Below are 13,261 nucleotides of genomic sequence, written 5' to 3' on the forward strand. Positions count from 1 at the left end.
GGGTATTCCGGAGACCTGGCGGCAGTATAGGTCGTTCACAAAATCATTACAATTAACCTACATATAGTTTGTCGGGTTTTATGCAGAACAGTGACGCCCATCACGATAACAACATTCTTTTAAATTTTAATCATCTGATTTGACAAAACTTAAACAATATTGTTACAAACAACGCCAGAAAGAGCTTATAATTCGCAAAAGTTATGGGGTCTTGCTTTCACCTGAGAATAAGTTATGTAACAGTTGATGGTATTGACCGATTTAATCAGGACAGTTATTAGTGATATACAGGTTTGATAAATTCGGACTGCTAAGACGCTGATTTGCTGTTTTTTCACTGTATTTTCAATGTGTATCTGCACGCGCCTATCGCTCTGTACCCTGGTACCTCCTCTCAACAGAGCAGCGAGCTAAATAACAAACCGTTAACATTGACGACAGATGAAGGCAAATTCGACGGCTGGCGGTCTTAAGCAATAAGGCGCTAAGGAGACCGTAAATGGCTGATAAGAAAGCAAACCTCACCTACAATGGTGACACTGCTATTGAACTGGATGTGCTAAAGGGCACGCTCGGTCAGGACGTGATTGATATCCGTAGTCTCGGTTCAAAAGGAATGTTTACTTTTGATCCTGGTTTCACCTCTACCGCATCATGCGAATCAAAAATCACCTTTATCGACGGTGACGAAGGTATTTTGTTGCACCGTGGTTTCCCGATTGACCAACTGGCCACTGAATCCAACTACCTGGAAGTGTGCTACATCCTGCTTTACGGCGAAAAACCGACGCAGGATCAGTTTGACGAGTTCAAGCTGACTGTCACTCGCCACACGATGATCCACGAGCAGATTACCCGTTTGTTCCACGGCTTCCGTCGCGATTCCCACCCGATGGCAGTGCTGTGCGGTGTGACCGGCGCGCTGGCGGCGTTCTACCACGATTCGCTGGACGTGAACAACCCTCGCCACCGCGAAATCGCTGCGTTCCGCCTGCTGTCCAAAATGCCGACCGTGGCGGCGATGTGTTACAAATATTCGCTCGGCCAACCTTTCATCTATCCGCGTAATGACCTCTCCTACTCCGGTAACTTCCTGCATATGATGTTCGCAACGCCTTGCGAGCCTTATGAAGTGAACCCGGTGCTGGAACGCGCGATGGATCGTATTCTGATCCTACATGCGGATCATGAGCAGAACGCCTCCACCTCCACAGTCCGTACCGCAGGTTCTTCAGGCGCGAACCCGTTTGCCTGTATCGCCGCGGGGATCGCGTCACTGTGGGGACCCGCGCACGGCGGTGCCAACGAAGCGGCACTGAAGATGCTGGAAGAGATCAGCTCCGTGAAACACATTCCGGAATTCCTGCGTCGCGCCAAAGACAAGAACGATTCGTTCCGTCTGATGGGCTTCGGTCACCGTGTCTATAAGAACTATGACCCGCGCGCGACCGTGATGCGTGAAACGTGCCACGAAGTGCTGCGTGAACTGGGCACCAAAGACGATCTGCTGGAAGTGGCGATGGAGTTGGAGCACATTGCGCTCAACGACCCGTACTTCATCGAACGCAAACTTTACCCGAACGTCGATTTCTATTCCGGTATCATCCTGAAAGCGATGGGTATTCCGGCTTCCATGTTTACCGTTATCTTCGCGATGGCGCGTACCGTGGGCTGGATTGCGCACTGGAACGAAATGCACGACGACGGCATTAAGATTGCGCGTCCGCGTCAGCTTTATACCGGCTACGATAAACGTGAATTTAAGTCAGACCTGAAAAAGGATTGATGGCTTAACGCCCGGTGGCGCTTCGCTTACCGGGCTTACAAATTCGCGTAGCCGCCATCCGGCAACTCAACGTTGACACCCAGGACACCAATAAAACGGCCGCGACGACAGGGTCGTTTTCTCAATCACCCCGCCGCAACGCTCGCACATATCCCCTGCCCGATGAAACACCTTAAAACGAAACAACGCGCCGTGATGTTTGTTGTCATCCACCACGCCACGGGTCTGGTATGACAAACGCGGAATAGCCAATAACGCATTAGCCAGTACATCGAGTTGAGTGTCCGTCAATTGCGACGCATTGCGCTGTCCTGCCAGTCCGCTTTGCCAAAGGATCTCTACACGCAGATAGTTGCCAAGCCCGGCGAGAAACGCCTGATCGAGCAATAACCCGGAGAACTGACGGCGGCGAAAACGGGGCGACAACAGGCGTGCTTTCACCTGCTCCACGGTAAGCGCCATATCCAAAACATCCGGCCCAACGCGCTGTAAAAACGGGTGCTGCGCCAGTTGTTCAGGGGTGAGAATGGCGATGTCTGACGCGCTGTAAAGCAAAATCGCCTTATCGGCGGCTTGCAGCCGCACCCGCAGCACGCGGTTGGTTTGTGGTGATTCACCGGCCGCCACCACGCGCCAGACGCCGTAAAGTTGATTGTGGCTGTAGAGCGTCAACCCGCCGGAAAAGTGGGTGAGCAGCGCTTTACCTCGGGTTTCAATACGTTCGACATGCTGACCAACCAAACCTGCGGCAAAGCCGGTTAATTGCGGTAGCGCAAACCAAACATCGGTTAACGGTTTACCCTGAATAGCGGTTTCAAGCGTGTCCGCCGCGCGGCGGATCTCCGGGCCTTCCGGCATTAAAAACTCCTTATTTAACGGGCGGTAACCGTGATGCCATTTGCAGTGAGCGCTGCGTATAGCTCAGCAGCAAACAGCACGGCCTTCTCACCATCGCCGTGGATACAGACCGTTTCAGCCTGCACAGGGGCATACCCGTCGCGCACACTTTTCACTCGCCCGTGTTGCACCATCTCCAGCGTTTGCGCCAGCGCCAATTTTTCATCGTCAATTAACGCACCCGTCTCACCGCGCGGCACCAGGCGGCCATCGTGCCGATAACCGCGATCGGCAAACACTTCCTGTCGCGTTTTCAGATCGAAACGCTCTCCGGCGCGAATCAATTCGCTGCCCGCTAGGCCTACCAGAATCAACGATGAGTCGAAATCGTGCACTGCTTTGGCAATCGCGTCGGCGAGCGCGACGTCATCTGCCGCCTGGTTGTACAACATGCCGTGCGGTTTCACATGCGCCAAAGTACTGCCCTTGGTGCGCACCATCGCCGCCAGCGCGCCAATTTGATACAGCACATCGGCGTAAACAATTTCCGGCGGGAGATGCATTTTCTGACGACCGAAGTTTTCCCGATCGCGAAAAGAGGGGTGTGCGCCAATGGCGACACCGTGTTCCAGCGCGAGCGCCACGCTGCGCAACATGGTCGCGGCATCGCCCGCGTGAAAACCGCAAGCGATGTTCACCGACGTGACAAATTTCATCAGAGCAGCATCGTTCGCGCAGCCTTCGCCAAGATCGGCATTTAAATCAATCTTCATCCCGCAGCCGCCAGGTCAGTTGTTCAAGGTAGTGCTGTTGTTCGTGCCGCGCCTTCAGCGCTTCATCCAGCGAGCACGGCACAAAGTGCACCGGCTGCCCGAGGCGAATTTGCGCCAAATGGTACATATCGGCTTCGATAATGCAGGCAATGCGCGGGTAACCGCCGGTGGTTTGGCAATCATTCATCAACACAATCGGCTGACCGTTGGCGGGCACTTGCACAACGCCCGGCAACAGCCCGTGGGAAAGCAGCTCGCGGGCGGTATTACGCAGCAAAGGCTGCCCTTGCAGGCGATAGCCCATCCGGTTGCTTTGCGGGCTGATGTGCCACGGCAAACGCCAGAACGCCGCCTGCGAGGCGTCATCGAATTCATGATATTCCGGCCCCGGTAACGCGCGAATTCGGTTATTCCACAGCAGTTGTTTGACGCCCTGCGAGGTACGAAAAGTCGGCGCTTTCTCGCTCAACGGCAGCGTATCGCCATCACGCAATAGCCGCCCTTCCAGCCCGCCAATGCCGGTTTTCAGATCGGTACTGCCCGAGCCCATCACATCTGGCAGCGCAAAACCACCCGCCACCGCCAGGTAACTACGCACACCGTGCAGCGGCCTTTTCAGCACCAGCCGTTGCCCGGCTCTCGCGGCGAACCGCCAGCCGGTCCACACCGCTTCGTCGTCTAATTTCGCCTCGCAACCTGCGCCGGTCAGCGCAAACCAGCAATCGCGACCGAACACCACTTCACACTGGCCGAGGGTAATTTCCAGCGCTGCCGCTTGGGGCGCATTGCCCACCAGCGCGTTGGCAATCTGCAGTGCCGGGCCGTCCAGCGCGCCGCAGTAGCTGACGCCGGACTGGCGCAGCCCGCCGCGTTTACCGCCCTGCAACGTGGTGTAAATGCCCGCGCGGATAATGCTTAACATACGCCCTCCTTGCGCGGGATAAACCGCAACGTGTCGCCGGGGCGCAGCAGTGCCGGTTCGGGCAATCGGGGGTTAAACAGGGCCAGATCGGTGCGGCCAATCAGGTTCCAGCCGCCGGGTGTTTGCAGTGGGTAGATACCCGTTTGTGCCCCGCCAATGCCCACCGAACCGGCGGGCACACTGACGCGCGGTTCGGCGCGCCGCGGAGTCGCCAGCGCCTCCGGCATGCCGCCCAGGTACGGGAAGCCCGGCTGAAAACCGATAAACCACACCACGTAATCGATGGAGGCATGCAGCTCAACCACCTGCTTTTCGCTCATGGCGCAGTGTTCAGCCACCAGCCCGAGATCCGGCCCGGCATCGCCGCCATACAGCACCGGGATCTCGATAGCGCGGGATTCCGGCTCCAGCGCTTCACTCTCTTCCCACCAGCGCTGCAAACGTTCGATGGCATCCAACGCCAGCGAATCGGGATCGCGCAGCACAACGGTGATGTTATTCATGCCCGGAATGGCTTCCACCACCTCCGGGAACCCGGCCAGACGCTGCGTCAGCCGCCAGATGCGTTTTTGGGTCGCCAGTTGCACGGGCGGCTCCAACTCCAGTACCACAGCCGTTTCCCCTAACAAATAACAACGTGCTCGCTGCACTTGCCTGCTCCTTACGCCGGGTTAGGAATGTCGATAAAGGTGACGTCGAGTTCGGTGTTTTCATTGAGCCAGTCGCTCAATGCGCGAATACCGCCGCGCTCGGTGGCATGGTGGCCTGCGGAGTAGAAATGCAGCCCTTGTTCACGCGCGGAGTGAATGGTCTGCTCCGACACTTCGCCGGTGATAAACGCATCGACGCCAAAACTGGCCGCTTTATCGATAAATCCCTGGCCGCCGCCGGTGCACCATGCCACGCGGGTGATTTTTTCAGGCCCGGTGTCGCCACACCACAGCGGTTTGCGTCCAAGGCGCGCTTCAATCCACGAGGCCAGTTCCAGCCCCGGCACCGGCATGGATAATTCGCCCCACGGCAGCAACGCTTCGATTTCGCCCATCACCGTAATGCCGAGCAACGCCGCCAGTTGCACGTTATTGCCCAGTTCCGGGTGCGCATCGAGCGGCAGGTGATAGCCGTAAAGGTTAATGTCGTTCGCCAAAAGCGTTTTCAGGCGGTTACGCTTCATGCCGCGAATAATCGGCGCTTCGTTTTTCCAGAAATAACCGTGATGGACAATCACTGCATCGGCTTCCAAACGCACGGCTTCGTCGAGCAAGGCCTGGCTGGCGGTCACGCCGGTGACAATTTTCTGTACCGTTTCGCGCCCCTCAACTTGCAGGCCGTTCGGGCCATAGTCGCTGAACGCCGCACTGTTGAGTTTTTCGTTAATCAGTTTTTCCAGTTCGGTATTTTTCATTGTCACTCCTTTAGCCTTTGCGGGCGGCTTCATAGGCCGCCAGTGTGGCGGTTCGCGCCTGTTTATGGTCAACAATCGGGCGGGGATAATTGAGCTTAACGCCCTGTTTATCCGCCCAAACCCAGGGTTGATGAATCGCTTTTTGCGGCACGTCTTTCAGTTCCGGCAGCCAATGGCGGATAAATTCGCCGTCGGCGTCAAAGCGCTCCCCCTGAGTGGTGGGGTTGAAGATACGAAAATAGGGCGCGGCATCCGTACCGGTTGAGGCTGCCCACTGCCAGCCGCCGTTGTTCGCCGCCAGATCGCCATCAATCAACTGAGAAATAAAATAACGCTCTCCGCGTCGCCAGTCGATAAGCAAGTCTTTGACCAGAAAGCTGGCGGTAATCATACGCAGGCGATTATGCATCCAGCCTGTGGCATTCATCTGGCGCATCGCCGCATCGACAATCGGGTAACCGGTGTTGCCGTTTTGCCAGGCGTCCAGTTGCGAAGGGTTATCCTGCCACTGCACATTTTCGGTCCAGCGGATAAACGGCCGGTGCTTGCACAGCGACGGGTTGTAGGTCATCAGATGGCGATAAAACTCGCGCCAAATCAGTTCATTCAACCAGACCGCACCCGGCCCGCCGTCCAGCGCTTGCGGGCATTCAGCCAATAAACGGTGCAGGCACTGGCGCGGCGACAACGCACCGATCGCAAGGCAAGCCGATAAACGGCTGGTGCCTTCAATGGCCGGGAAATCGCGCTGCTGCTCATACTGCGCCGCCAGATGCTGGCAAAAATGGCGTAATTGGGCGATGGCGCGGGTTTCATCCGCCGCGAATAAGGTGTCGTCAAAGTCTTGCTGCGGGTAATTAAGGGTTATTGGTTTCGCGTTAATTGCGCCGCTTTCCCGCGCACGCGGTGCGGCAACACATTCCGGCAAGTCCTCTTTCAGGCGGCGCAAAAAGGCGTTTTTGAAAGGCGTAAACACTTTGTACATTTCATGATTGCCGGTCATCACGCTGCCCGGCGCCAGCATCACGCTGTCGTCAAAGCCCTGGCACGCGACATCGGGCAGCGCTTTTTCGACTGCCGCATCGCGCTGACGCTCGTTGAATTCATATTGATAGTTGTAAAACAGATGGCTCACGTTCTCGCTGTCGCAAACCGCGACCACTTCCTGCACGCTGGCGGCAAAGTCGTCGGCTTCGCGGTAAATCAGCGGGATGCCTTTTTCCGCCAGCGCCTGTTGCAGGGCATTGAGATGCACGTTAATCAGCGCCGCCTGACGCGGCGCCATCTCGTGTTGTTGCCATTGTTGGGGAGTGGCGATAAACAGCGCTTTTACGTCGGCGTTCGTGCGACGGCATGCGGCCGCGAGCGCAAGGTTGTCATGCACGCGCAAGTCCGCGCGAAACCAGACCAAATGGGTGGTCATAATGCTCCTAATGTCCGTAACGTAAGCGCAGCGCTTCCGGCCAGGGGTCAAAATAGCGTTGCCCGGCCAGGTACGCGTCGGGAAATTCCGCCATATAGTGTTTGAGTAAAGTCACCGGCGCAAGCAGCGGTTGGATACCCTGCCGGTAACTGTCAATCAGCGAAGAGAGTTCCTCACGCTGGCGGGCGTTAAGCTGTTTGCGAAAGTAGCCCTGCACATGCATCAGCACATTGGTATGGTTGCGCCGGGTCGCCTGATGCGAGAGCAGATCCATCAAGCGTTGGCGGTATTCCACAAACCAGTCGTCAAGCGACACCCATTCGTGGATTGCCGCCACAAAGCGCCCCAGTTCGCGGTATTTCGGCTGCGAATGCGCCAGCAACAACAGTTTGTAGCGGCTGTGATAGGCAATCAGTTCGCCGCGCGTTAAACCACGCTCGCGCACGCCGTTGAGTTCATGCAGGGCGTAAATGCGTTCGACGAAGTTCTCGCGAATATGGGGATCGTGCAGGCGCCCATCTTCCTCAACGGGCAGCCACGGCAGCGCTTGCATGAGGATTTCGGTGTAGATGCCGCGTCCGGCTTTGCGGTTGTTTTTGCCCTCGGCGTCGTAAATACGCACGCGCTCCATGCCGCAGGAGGGGGATTTGGCGCAAACGATATAGCCGCACAAATGGTCGAAGCGGCTGACGCGCTCGCGGGAGAATTGCGCCATTTCGGCGGTGAGATCCCCTTCCCGCTTATCACTAAAGCGCAAGGAGATTTCATCGTTGTCCTCTTTGACCAGCCGCAATGCGGGTCGCGGCACGGTCAATCCTATCGCCATTTCCGGGCACACCGGTTCAAAACGCACCCAGGGCGATAACTCTTCAACGGCAAAGGCAAGCCGCTTGTGGCCGCCGTCAAAACGGACGGGTTCCCCTAACAAACAGGCACTGATGCCAACAGGGATTTTTTCACTCATAGCGACTCCTTTTATCGACGTAGTAAGTGTAGTCAAAAGGTCGCAGGTAAAAAAAAGCCACCGCAATTGCGGTGGCGATATCGGTTTGCTGTGTGTAGCCGATTAATAAAAGTCGCAGGTTACTTTTTCTGCTTGATCCATCCACACCGGTTTTTCGCTGGTTTTTGCCCAGACGCGATGCAGGTAGCTGTAGAACCGTGCGCGATCTTTCCAGAACAACATCACCGGTAATGCCAGTACACCCGCCGTCACGGCGAAAGCACGACGCATCAACACAATGTGTGCCGGAAACGTTTTATATGTGTTCATAAATCTCTCCCCTTTGGCAGGCCGGTAAGCATCACCGGAAAAAGTTTTCGGACTGAAAGTGAATAACGAAAAATCAGTGCGAAATTGAAATCTGGTCAAAATAGTACCGCTTTGTTTGTAATTTTACTACTCATCCGACCACTATTTTTGTCAATTTATTGTTTATTTACATTCACCCAGTAATTAAGTTACGAAATAGTTAAATTAATACAAATCATTAGTTAAATTGTGGTTTCTGCGCCCAGTTATGCCGGATGGCGGCTAATGCTTTATCCGGCCTACCGCACCGCAACATTCCCCTCAAACCCCACCGCCATTTTTATATTTTTTTTACACTTACCCCGCTGATTTTTGCGAAATCTTTGCGCCGAAAATTCTACTTTCACTGCACATCCTTAAATCACCCCGGAGGTGAACTGTGAGTGCAGGCGTGGTAATCGGCATCGTGCTGGTTTTCCTGTTATTGGGCTACCTGATTTACGCCCTGATTAACGCGGAGGCTTTCTGATGGCCGCTCAAGCGTTTCTTCTGCTCGCCAGCTTCCTGCTGGTGCTGTTTATGCTGGCGCGCCCGCTCGGTTCGCTACTGGCGAAGATGATTGATGGCCAACCGCTACCGGGCGTCGGCGCGGTCGAACACCTTCTCTGGCGAGGGTTAAAGATTGATACCCGCGAAATGCACTGGCGGCACTATTTGCTGGCGATCCTGTGGCTGAATATTCTCGGGCTTGTCGCCCTGTTCGCCCTGCTGATGTTGCAAGGCCTGTTGCCGCTGAACCCGCAAAACCTGCCAGGCCTCTCGTGGCATCTGGCGCTCAATACCGCCGTTAGTTTTGTTACCAACACCAACTGGCAATCCTATGCCGGGGAAAGCACCCTGAGCTATTTCAGCCAGATGGTTGGTTTAACGGTGCAGAACTTCTTATCGGCGGCGACCGGTATTGCGGTGGTGTTTGCGCTGATCCGCGCTTTTGCCCGCCGCAGCATGGAAACGCTGGGCAATGCGTGGGTGGATCTCACGCGCATCACATTGTGGGTGTTGCTCCCGCTGTCGCTGATTATTGCCCTGTTCTTTATTCAGCAAGGCACGCTGCAAAACCTTCTGCCATACCAGCCCTACACCTCGCTGGAAGGCGTGAAACACTTGCTGCCAATGGGGCCGGTGGCTTCGCAAGAAGCGATCAAGATGCTCGGCACGAACGGCGGCGGTTTCTTTAACGCCAACTCGTCGCATCCCTTTGAGAACCCAACTGCGCTTACCAACGTTGTGCAGATGCTGGCGATCTTCCTGATCCCGGCGGCGCTCTGTTTCGCCTTTGGTGAGGCGGTCGGCGATCGCCGACAAGGCCAGATGCTGCTGTGGGCGATGTCGATAATTTTCGTGATCTGCGCGGGAATAGTGATGTGGGCGGAGCTGCAAGGTAACCCGCATTTCCTGGCGCTGGGCGGCGACAGCGCGATGAATATGGAAGGCAAAGAGAGCCGCTTTGGCATTCTGGTGAGTAGCCTTTACGCCGTGATCACAACTGCTGCCTCCTGCGGCGCGGTCAACGCCATGCACGACTCCTTTACCGCACTCGGCGGGATGATCCCAATGTGGTTAATGCAGATTGGCGAAGTGGTGTTTGGCGGTGTCGGATCCGGTCTGTACGGCATGCTGCTGTTTGTATTGCTGGCGGTGTTTATCGCCGGGCTGATGATTGGCCGCACGCCGGAATTCCTCGGTAAAAAAATCGACGTGCGTGATATGAAAATGACCGCGCTGGCGATCCTCGTCACCCCGGCGTTGGTGCTGCTCGGCACGGCACTGGCAATGATGACCGACGCCGGGCGTGGCGGCATGCTCAACCCCGGCATTCACGGTTTCAGTGAAGTGCTATACGCCGTCTCCTCCGCCGCCAACAACAATGGCAGCGCCTTTGCGGGCTTAAGCGCCAATACGCCGTTCTGGAATTGCCTGTTAGCGGTTTGCATGTTCGTTGGTCGTTTCGGCGTGATTGTCCCGGTACTGGCGATTGCCGGTTCGCTGGTCAGCAAGAAAATTCAGCCCACCAGCTCCGGCACATTATCCACCCACGGCGCGCTGTTTATCGGCCTGCTGATTGGCACGGTACTGCTGGTTGGCGCTTTGACCTTTATTCCTGCCCTGGCCCTCGGCCCGGTGGCGGAATACCTCCTATTTTGAGACTGGCGGAGACGCGTGATATGAGTCGCAAACAACTGGCGCTGTTCGAACCGAAGCTGGTTCGCCAGGCGCTGATCGATTCCCTGACCAAGTTAAGCCCGCAGGTGCAGTGGCGTAACCCGGTGATGTTTATTGTCTGGATGGGCAGCCTGCTCACCACGGTACTGGCTGTCGCTATGGCGAGCGGTCATCTCGACGGCAGCGCGCTGTTTACCGGCGCGGTCAGCCTGTGGTTATGGGTCACCGTGTTGTTCGCCAACTTCGCCGAAGCGCTGGCGGAGGGGCGCAGTAAAGCGCAGGCCAATAGCCTGAAAGGCGTGAAGAAAACCGCGTTCGCCCGCAAACTGCGCGCGCCGCAGCACGATGCGCAAATCGACCATGTTCCGGCGGAGGATTTACGTAAAGGCGACGTGGTGCTGGTCGAAGCGGGCGACATTATTCCCTGCGATGGCGAAGTGATCGAAGGCGGCGCGTCAGTGGATGAAAGCGCGATCACCGGTGAATCCGCACCGGTTATCCGTGAATCCGGCGGCGATTTCGCTTCCGTTACTGGCGGCACGCGCATTCTTTCCGATTGGCTGGTGATCCAGTGCAGCGTGAACCCCGGAGAAACCTTTCTCGATCGCATGATAGCCATGGTGGAAGGCGCGCAGCGTCGCAAAACGCCAAACGAAATCGCGCTGACCATTTTGCTGGTGGCGCTGACCATTGTCTTCCTGCTGGCCACCGCCACGCTGTGGCCGTTTTCGATTTACGGCGGCACGCCGGTGAGCGTAACGGTGCTGGTCGCGCTGCTGGTTTGCCTGATCCCCACCACCATTGGCGGGCTGTTGTCGGCTATTGGTGTCGCCGGAATGAGCCGCATGCTCGGCGCGAACGTGATTGCCACCAGCGGGCGCGCGGTGGAAGCCGCAGGAGACGTCGATGTGTTGTTGCTGGATAAGACCGGCACCATCACCCTCGGCAACCGCCAGGCATCCGAGTTTTTACCCGCGCAAGGCGTGGATGAAAAAACGCTGGCCGATGCCGCGCAGCTCTCATCGCTGGCGGATGAAACGCCCGAAGGCCGCAGTATTGTGATTCTGGCGAAACAGCGCTTCAACTTGCGCGAGCGCGATATGCAAAGCCTGCAAGCCACGTTCGTGCCGTTTACCGCGCAAACCCGCATGAGCGGCATCAACGTGCAGGACCGGATGATCCGCAAAGGGTCTGTCGATGCAATTCGTCGCCATATTGAGGCCAATGGCGGCCACTTTCCCGCGGATGTCGATGCGCTCGTTGAACGCGTAGCACGCCAGGGCGCAACGCCGTTGGTGGTGGCGGAAGGCGCGAAAGTGCTGGGCATTATCGCGCTGAAAGACATTGTGAAAGGCGGCATTAAGGAGCGTTTTGCCGAGCTTCGCAAAATGGGCATCAAAACGGTGATGATCACCGGCGATAACCGATTAACGGCAGCGGCAATTGCCGCAGAAGCCGGGGTGGATGATTTTCTCGCCGAAGCGACGCCGGAAGCGAAACTGGCGCTGATCCGCCAATACCAGGCGGAAGGTCGGCTGGTGGCGATGACCGGCGATGGCACCAACGACGCGCCCGCACTGGCGCAGGCCGATGTGGCGGTGGCGATGAACTCCGGTACGCAGGCCGCCAAAGAGGCGGGCAATATGGTGGATCTCGATTCCAACCCCACCAAGCTGATTGAAGTGGTGCATATCGGCAAACAGATGCTGATGACGCGCGGTTCGCTGACCACCTTCAGCATCGCCAACGATGTGGCGAAATACTTCGCCATTATCCCGGCGGCGTTTGCCGCGACCTATCCGCAACTGAACACGCTGAACGTGATGCACCTGCACTCCCCTGCTTCGGCGATTTTAAGCGCGGTGATTTTTAACGCGCTGGTGATTGTGTTTCTGATCCCGCTGGCGTTGAAAGGGGTGAGCTACAAACCGCTCACCGCGTCGGCGATGCTGCGCCGCAACCTGTGGATTTACGGGCTGGGTGGTCTGGTTGTGCCGTTTATCGGCATCAAAGCCATCGATCTTGTCCTTATGCTGTTCGGCCTGGTTTAAGAGGTGAAAAACATGGCTTTATTACGTCCCGCATTTTTGCTTTTACTCCTGCTGACGTTAATTACCGGAGGGCTGTACCCGCTGGTGACCACCGCGCTGGGGCAGTGGTGGTTTCAGGATCAGGCCAACGGCTCGCTGTTGCACGAAGGCAACACGGTGCGCGGCTCGCGTTTGTTAGGTCAGGACTTTAGCGCGCCGGGTTATTTTCATGGACGCCCTTCCGCAACTGCCGACGCGCCTTATAATCCAATGGCGTCTGGCGGCAGCAACCTGGCGGGCAGCAACCCGGAACTGGATAAACAAGTGGCCCAGCGCGTGGCGCAATTGCGGGCTGAAAATCCGCAGGCGGAAGCGCAAGTGCCGGTCGAGTTGATGACCGCTTCGGCGAGCGGCCTTGATGGGCAACTGTCGCCAAAGGCCGCCGCATGGCAAATCCCACGCGTGGCGCAGGCGCGTAAGTTATCGATTCAGGATGTGACAACACTGGTGGCGCAACATACCTCGACGCCGCTGGTGAATTTCATCGGGCAACCGGTCGTCAATGTGGTTGAACTTAATCTGGCGCTGGATGCGCTCAAGGACAAATAAA

Annotated in this window: 13 protein-coding genes; 5 read left to right on the forward strand and 8 right to left on the reverse strand. The window is 56.7% G+C overall.

The annotated features are described in order from the left end of the window. Positions 1–499: 499 nt before the first annotated feature. Positions 500–1,786, forward strand: a complete 1,287-nt coding sequence (locus tag AAEY27_RS15285) for a citrate synthase (protein ID WP_342321534.1) — start codon at positions 500–502, stop codon at positions 1,784–1,786. A gap of 66 nt (positions 1,787–1,852) precedes the next feature. Here the strand turns inward: AAEY27_RS15285 and nei are convergent, their stop codons facing one another. The 8 genes from nei to AAEY27_RS15325 form a co-directional block, all read right to left on the reverse strand. Beyond that, complete coding sequence (gene nei, locus AAEY27_RS15290) at positions 1,853–2,644, reverse strand: endonuclease VIII (protein WP_342321536.1); 792 nt, start codon at positions 2,642–2,644, stop codon at positions 1,853–1,855. A 14-nt stretch (positions 2,645–2,658) separates the two neighbouring features. Continuing rightward, positions 2,659–3,396, reverse strand: coding sequence for a 5-oxoprolinase subunit PxpA (gene pxpA / locus AAEY27_RS15295; protein WP_342321537.1), 738 nt, complete (start codon positions 3,394–3,396; stop codon positions 2,659–2,661). Continuing rightward, positions 3,386–4,318 carry a 5-oxoprolinase subunit PxpC gene (gene pxpC / locus AAEY27_RS15300; protein WP_342321539.1) on the reverse strand — a complete coding sequence of 311 codons (933 nt, stop codon included), beginning with the start codon at positions 4,316–4,318 and terminating at the stop codon, positions 3,386–3,388. The genes pxpA and pxpC overlap by 11 nt, the downstream gene beginning before the upstream one ends. Then, positions 4,312–4,968: a 5-oxoprolinase subunit PxpB gene (pxpB, locus tag AAEY27_RS15305; RefSeq protein WP_342321541.1), complete on the reverse strand. Its 657-nt coding sequence runs from the start codon at positions 4,966–4,968 to the stop codon at positions 4,312–4,314. The genes pxpC and pxpB overlap by 7 nt, the downstream gene beginning before the upstream one ends. Before the next feature lie 11 nt (positions 4,969–4,979). Continuing rightward, positions 4,980–5,723 (reverse strand): type 2 GTP cyclohydrolase I, encoded by a 744-nt coding sequence (locus tag AAEY27_RS15310; RefSeq protein ID WP_342321542.1) that lies wholly within the window; start codon positions 5,721–5,723, stop codon positions 4,980–4,982. A gap of 10 nt (positions 5,724–5,733) precedes the next feature. Next, complete coding sequence (gene phrB / locus AAEY27_RS15315; RefSeq protein ID WP_342321543.1) at positions 5,734–7,146, reverse strand: deoxyribodipyrimidine photo-lyase; 1,413 nt, start codon at positions 7,144–7,146, stop codon at positions 5,734–5,736. Positions 7,147–7,153: 7 nt separating this feature from the next. Then, complete coding sequence (locus AAEY27_RS15320; RefSeq protein WP_342321545.1) at positions 7,154–8,110, reverse strand: YbgA family protein; 957 nt, start codon at positions 8,108–8,110, stop codon at positions 7,154–7,156. Between the two features lie 102 nt (positions 8,111–8,212). After that, positions 8,213–8,419 carry a YbfA family protein gene (locus tag AAEY27_RS15325; RefSeq protein WP_342321546.1) on the reverse strand — a complete coding sequence of 69 codons (207 nt, stop codon included), beginning with the start codon at positions 8,417–8,419 and terminating at the stop codon, positions 8,213–8,215. A 418-nt stretch (positions 8,420–8,837) separates the two neighbouring features. On the opposite strand from AAEY27_RS15325, the gene kdpF reads away from it, so the two are divergent. The 4 genes from kdpF to kdpC are packed head-to-tail and all read left to right on the forward strand — an operon-like array spanning position 8,838 to position 13,260. After that, positions 8,838–8,927: a K(+)-transporting ATPase subunit F gene (gene kdpF / locus AAEY27_RS15330; protein ID WP_342321547.1), complete on the forward strand. Its 90-nt coding sequence runs from the start codon at positions 8,838–8,840 to the stop codon at positions 8,925–8,927. Continuing rightward, positions 8,927–10,603 (forward strand): potassium-transporting ATPase subunit KdpA, encoded by a 1,677-nt coding sequence (gene kdpA / locus AAEY27_RS15335; protein WP_342321549.1) that lies wholly within the window; start codon positions 8,927–8,929, stop codon positions 10,601–10,603. Before kdpF ends, kdpA begins: the two co-directional genes overlap by 1 nt. A gap of 20 nt (positions 10,604–10,623) precedes the next feature. Continuing rightward, the gene (gene kdpB / locus AAEY27_RS15340; protein WP_342321551.1) at positions 10,624–12,672 is read left to right on the forward strand and encodes a potassium-transporting ATPase subunit KdpB; all 2,049 of its coding nucleotides are present in this window, start codon (positions 10,624–10,626) and stop codon (positions 12,670–12,672) included. A gap of 12 nt (positions 12,673–12,684) precedes the next feature. Next, positions 12,685–13,260, forward strand: a complete 576-nt coding sequence (gene kdpC / locus AAEY27_RS15345) for a potassium-transporting ATPase subunit KdpC (protein WP_342321553.1) — start codon at positions 12,685–12,687, stop codon at positions 13,258–13,260. The last annotated feature ends 1 nt before the right edge of the window (position 13,261 follow it).

The organism is Kosakonia sp. BYX6, from assembly GCF_038449125.1.
GTDB classification, from domain to species: Bacteria; Pseudomonadota; Gammaproteobacteria; order Enterobacterales; family Enterobacteriaceae; genus Kosakonia; species Kosakonia calanthes.

Coding starts and splice junctions, on each gene's coding strand:
- AAEY27_RS15325 (WP_342321546.1), bottom strand. CDS start 8,419: ATGAACACATATAAAACGTTTCCGGCACACATTGTGTTGATGCGTCGT.
- AAEY27_RS15320 (WP_342321545.1), bottom strand. CDS start 8,110: ATGAGTGAAAAAATCCCTGTTGGCATCAGTGCCTGTTTGTTAGGGGAA.
- phrB (WP_342321543.1), bottom strand. CDS start 7,146: ATGACCACCCATTTGGTCTGGTTTCGCGCGGACTTGCGCGTGCATGAC.
- kdpC (WP_342321553.1), top strand. CDS start 12,685: ATGGCTTTATTACGTCCCGCATTTTTGCTTTTACTCCTGCTGACGTTA.
- kdpA (WP_342321549.1), top strand. CDS start 8,927: ATGGCCGCTCAAGCGTTTCTTCTGCTCGCCAGCTTCCTGCTGGTGCTG.
- pxpA (WP_342321537.1), bottom strand. CDS start 3,396: ATGAAGATTGATTTAAATGCCGATCTTGGCGAAGGCTGCGCGAACGAT.
- kdpB (WP_342321551.1), top strand. CDS start 10,624: ATGAGTCGCAAACAACTGGCGCTGTTCGAACCGAAGCTGGTTCGCCAG.
- pxpC (WP_342321539.1), bottom strand. CDS start 4,318: ATGTTAAGCATTATCCGCGCGGGCATTTACACCACGTTGCAGGGCGGT.
- nei (WP_342321536.1), bottom strand. CDS start 2,644: ATGCCGGAAGGCCCGGAGATCCGCCGCGCGGCGGACACGCTTGAAACC.
- AAEY27_RS15310 (WP_342321542.1), bottom strand. CDS start 5,723: ATGAAAAATACCGAACTGGAAAAACTGATTAACGAAAAACTCAACAGT.
- AAEY27_RS15285 (WP_342321534.1), top strand. CDS start 500: ATGGCTGATAAGAAAGCAAACCTCACCTACAATGGTGACACTGCTATT.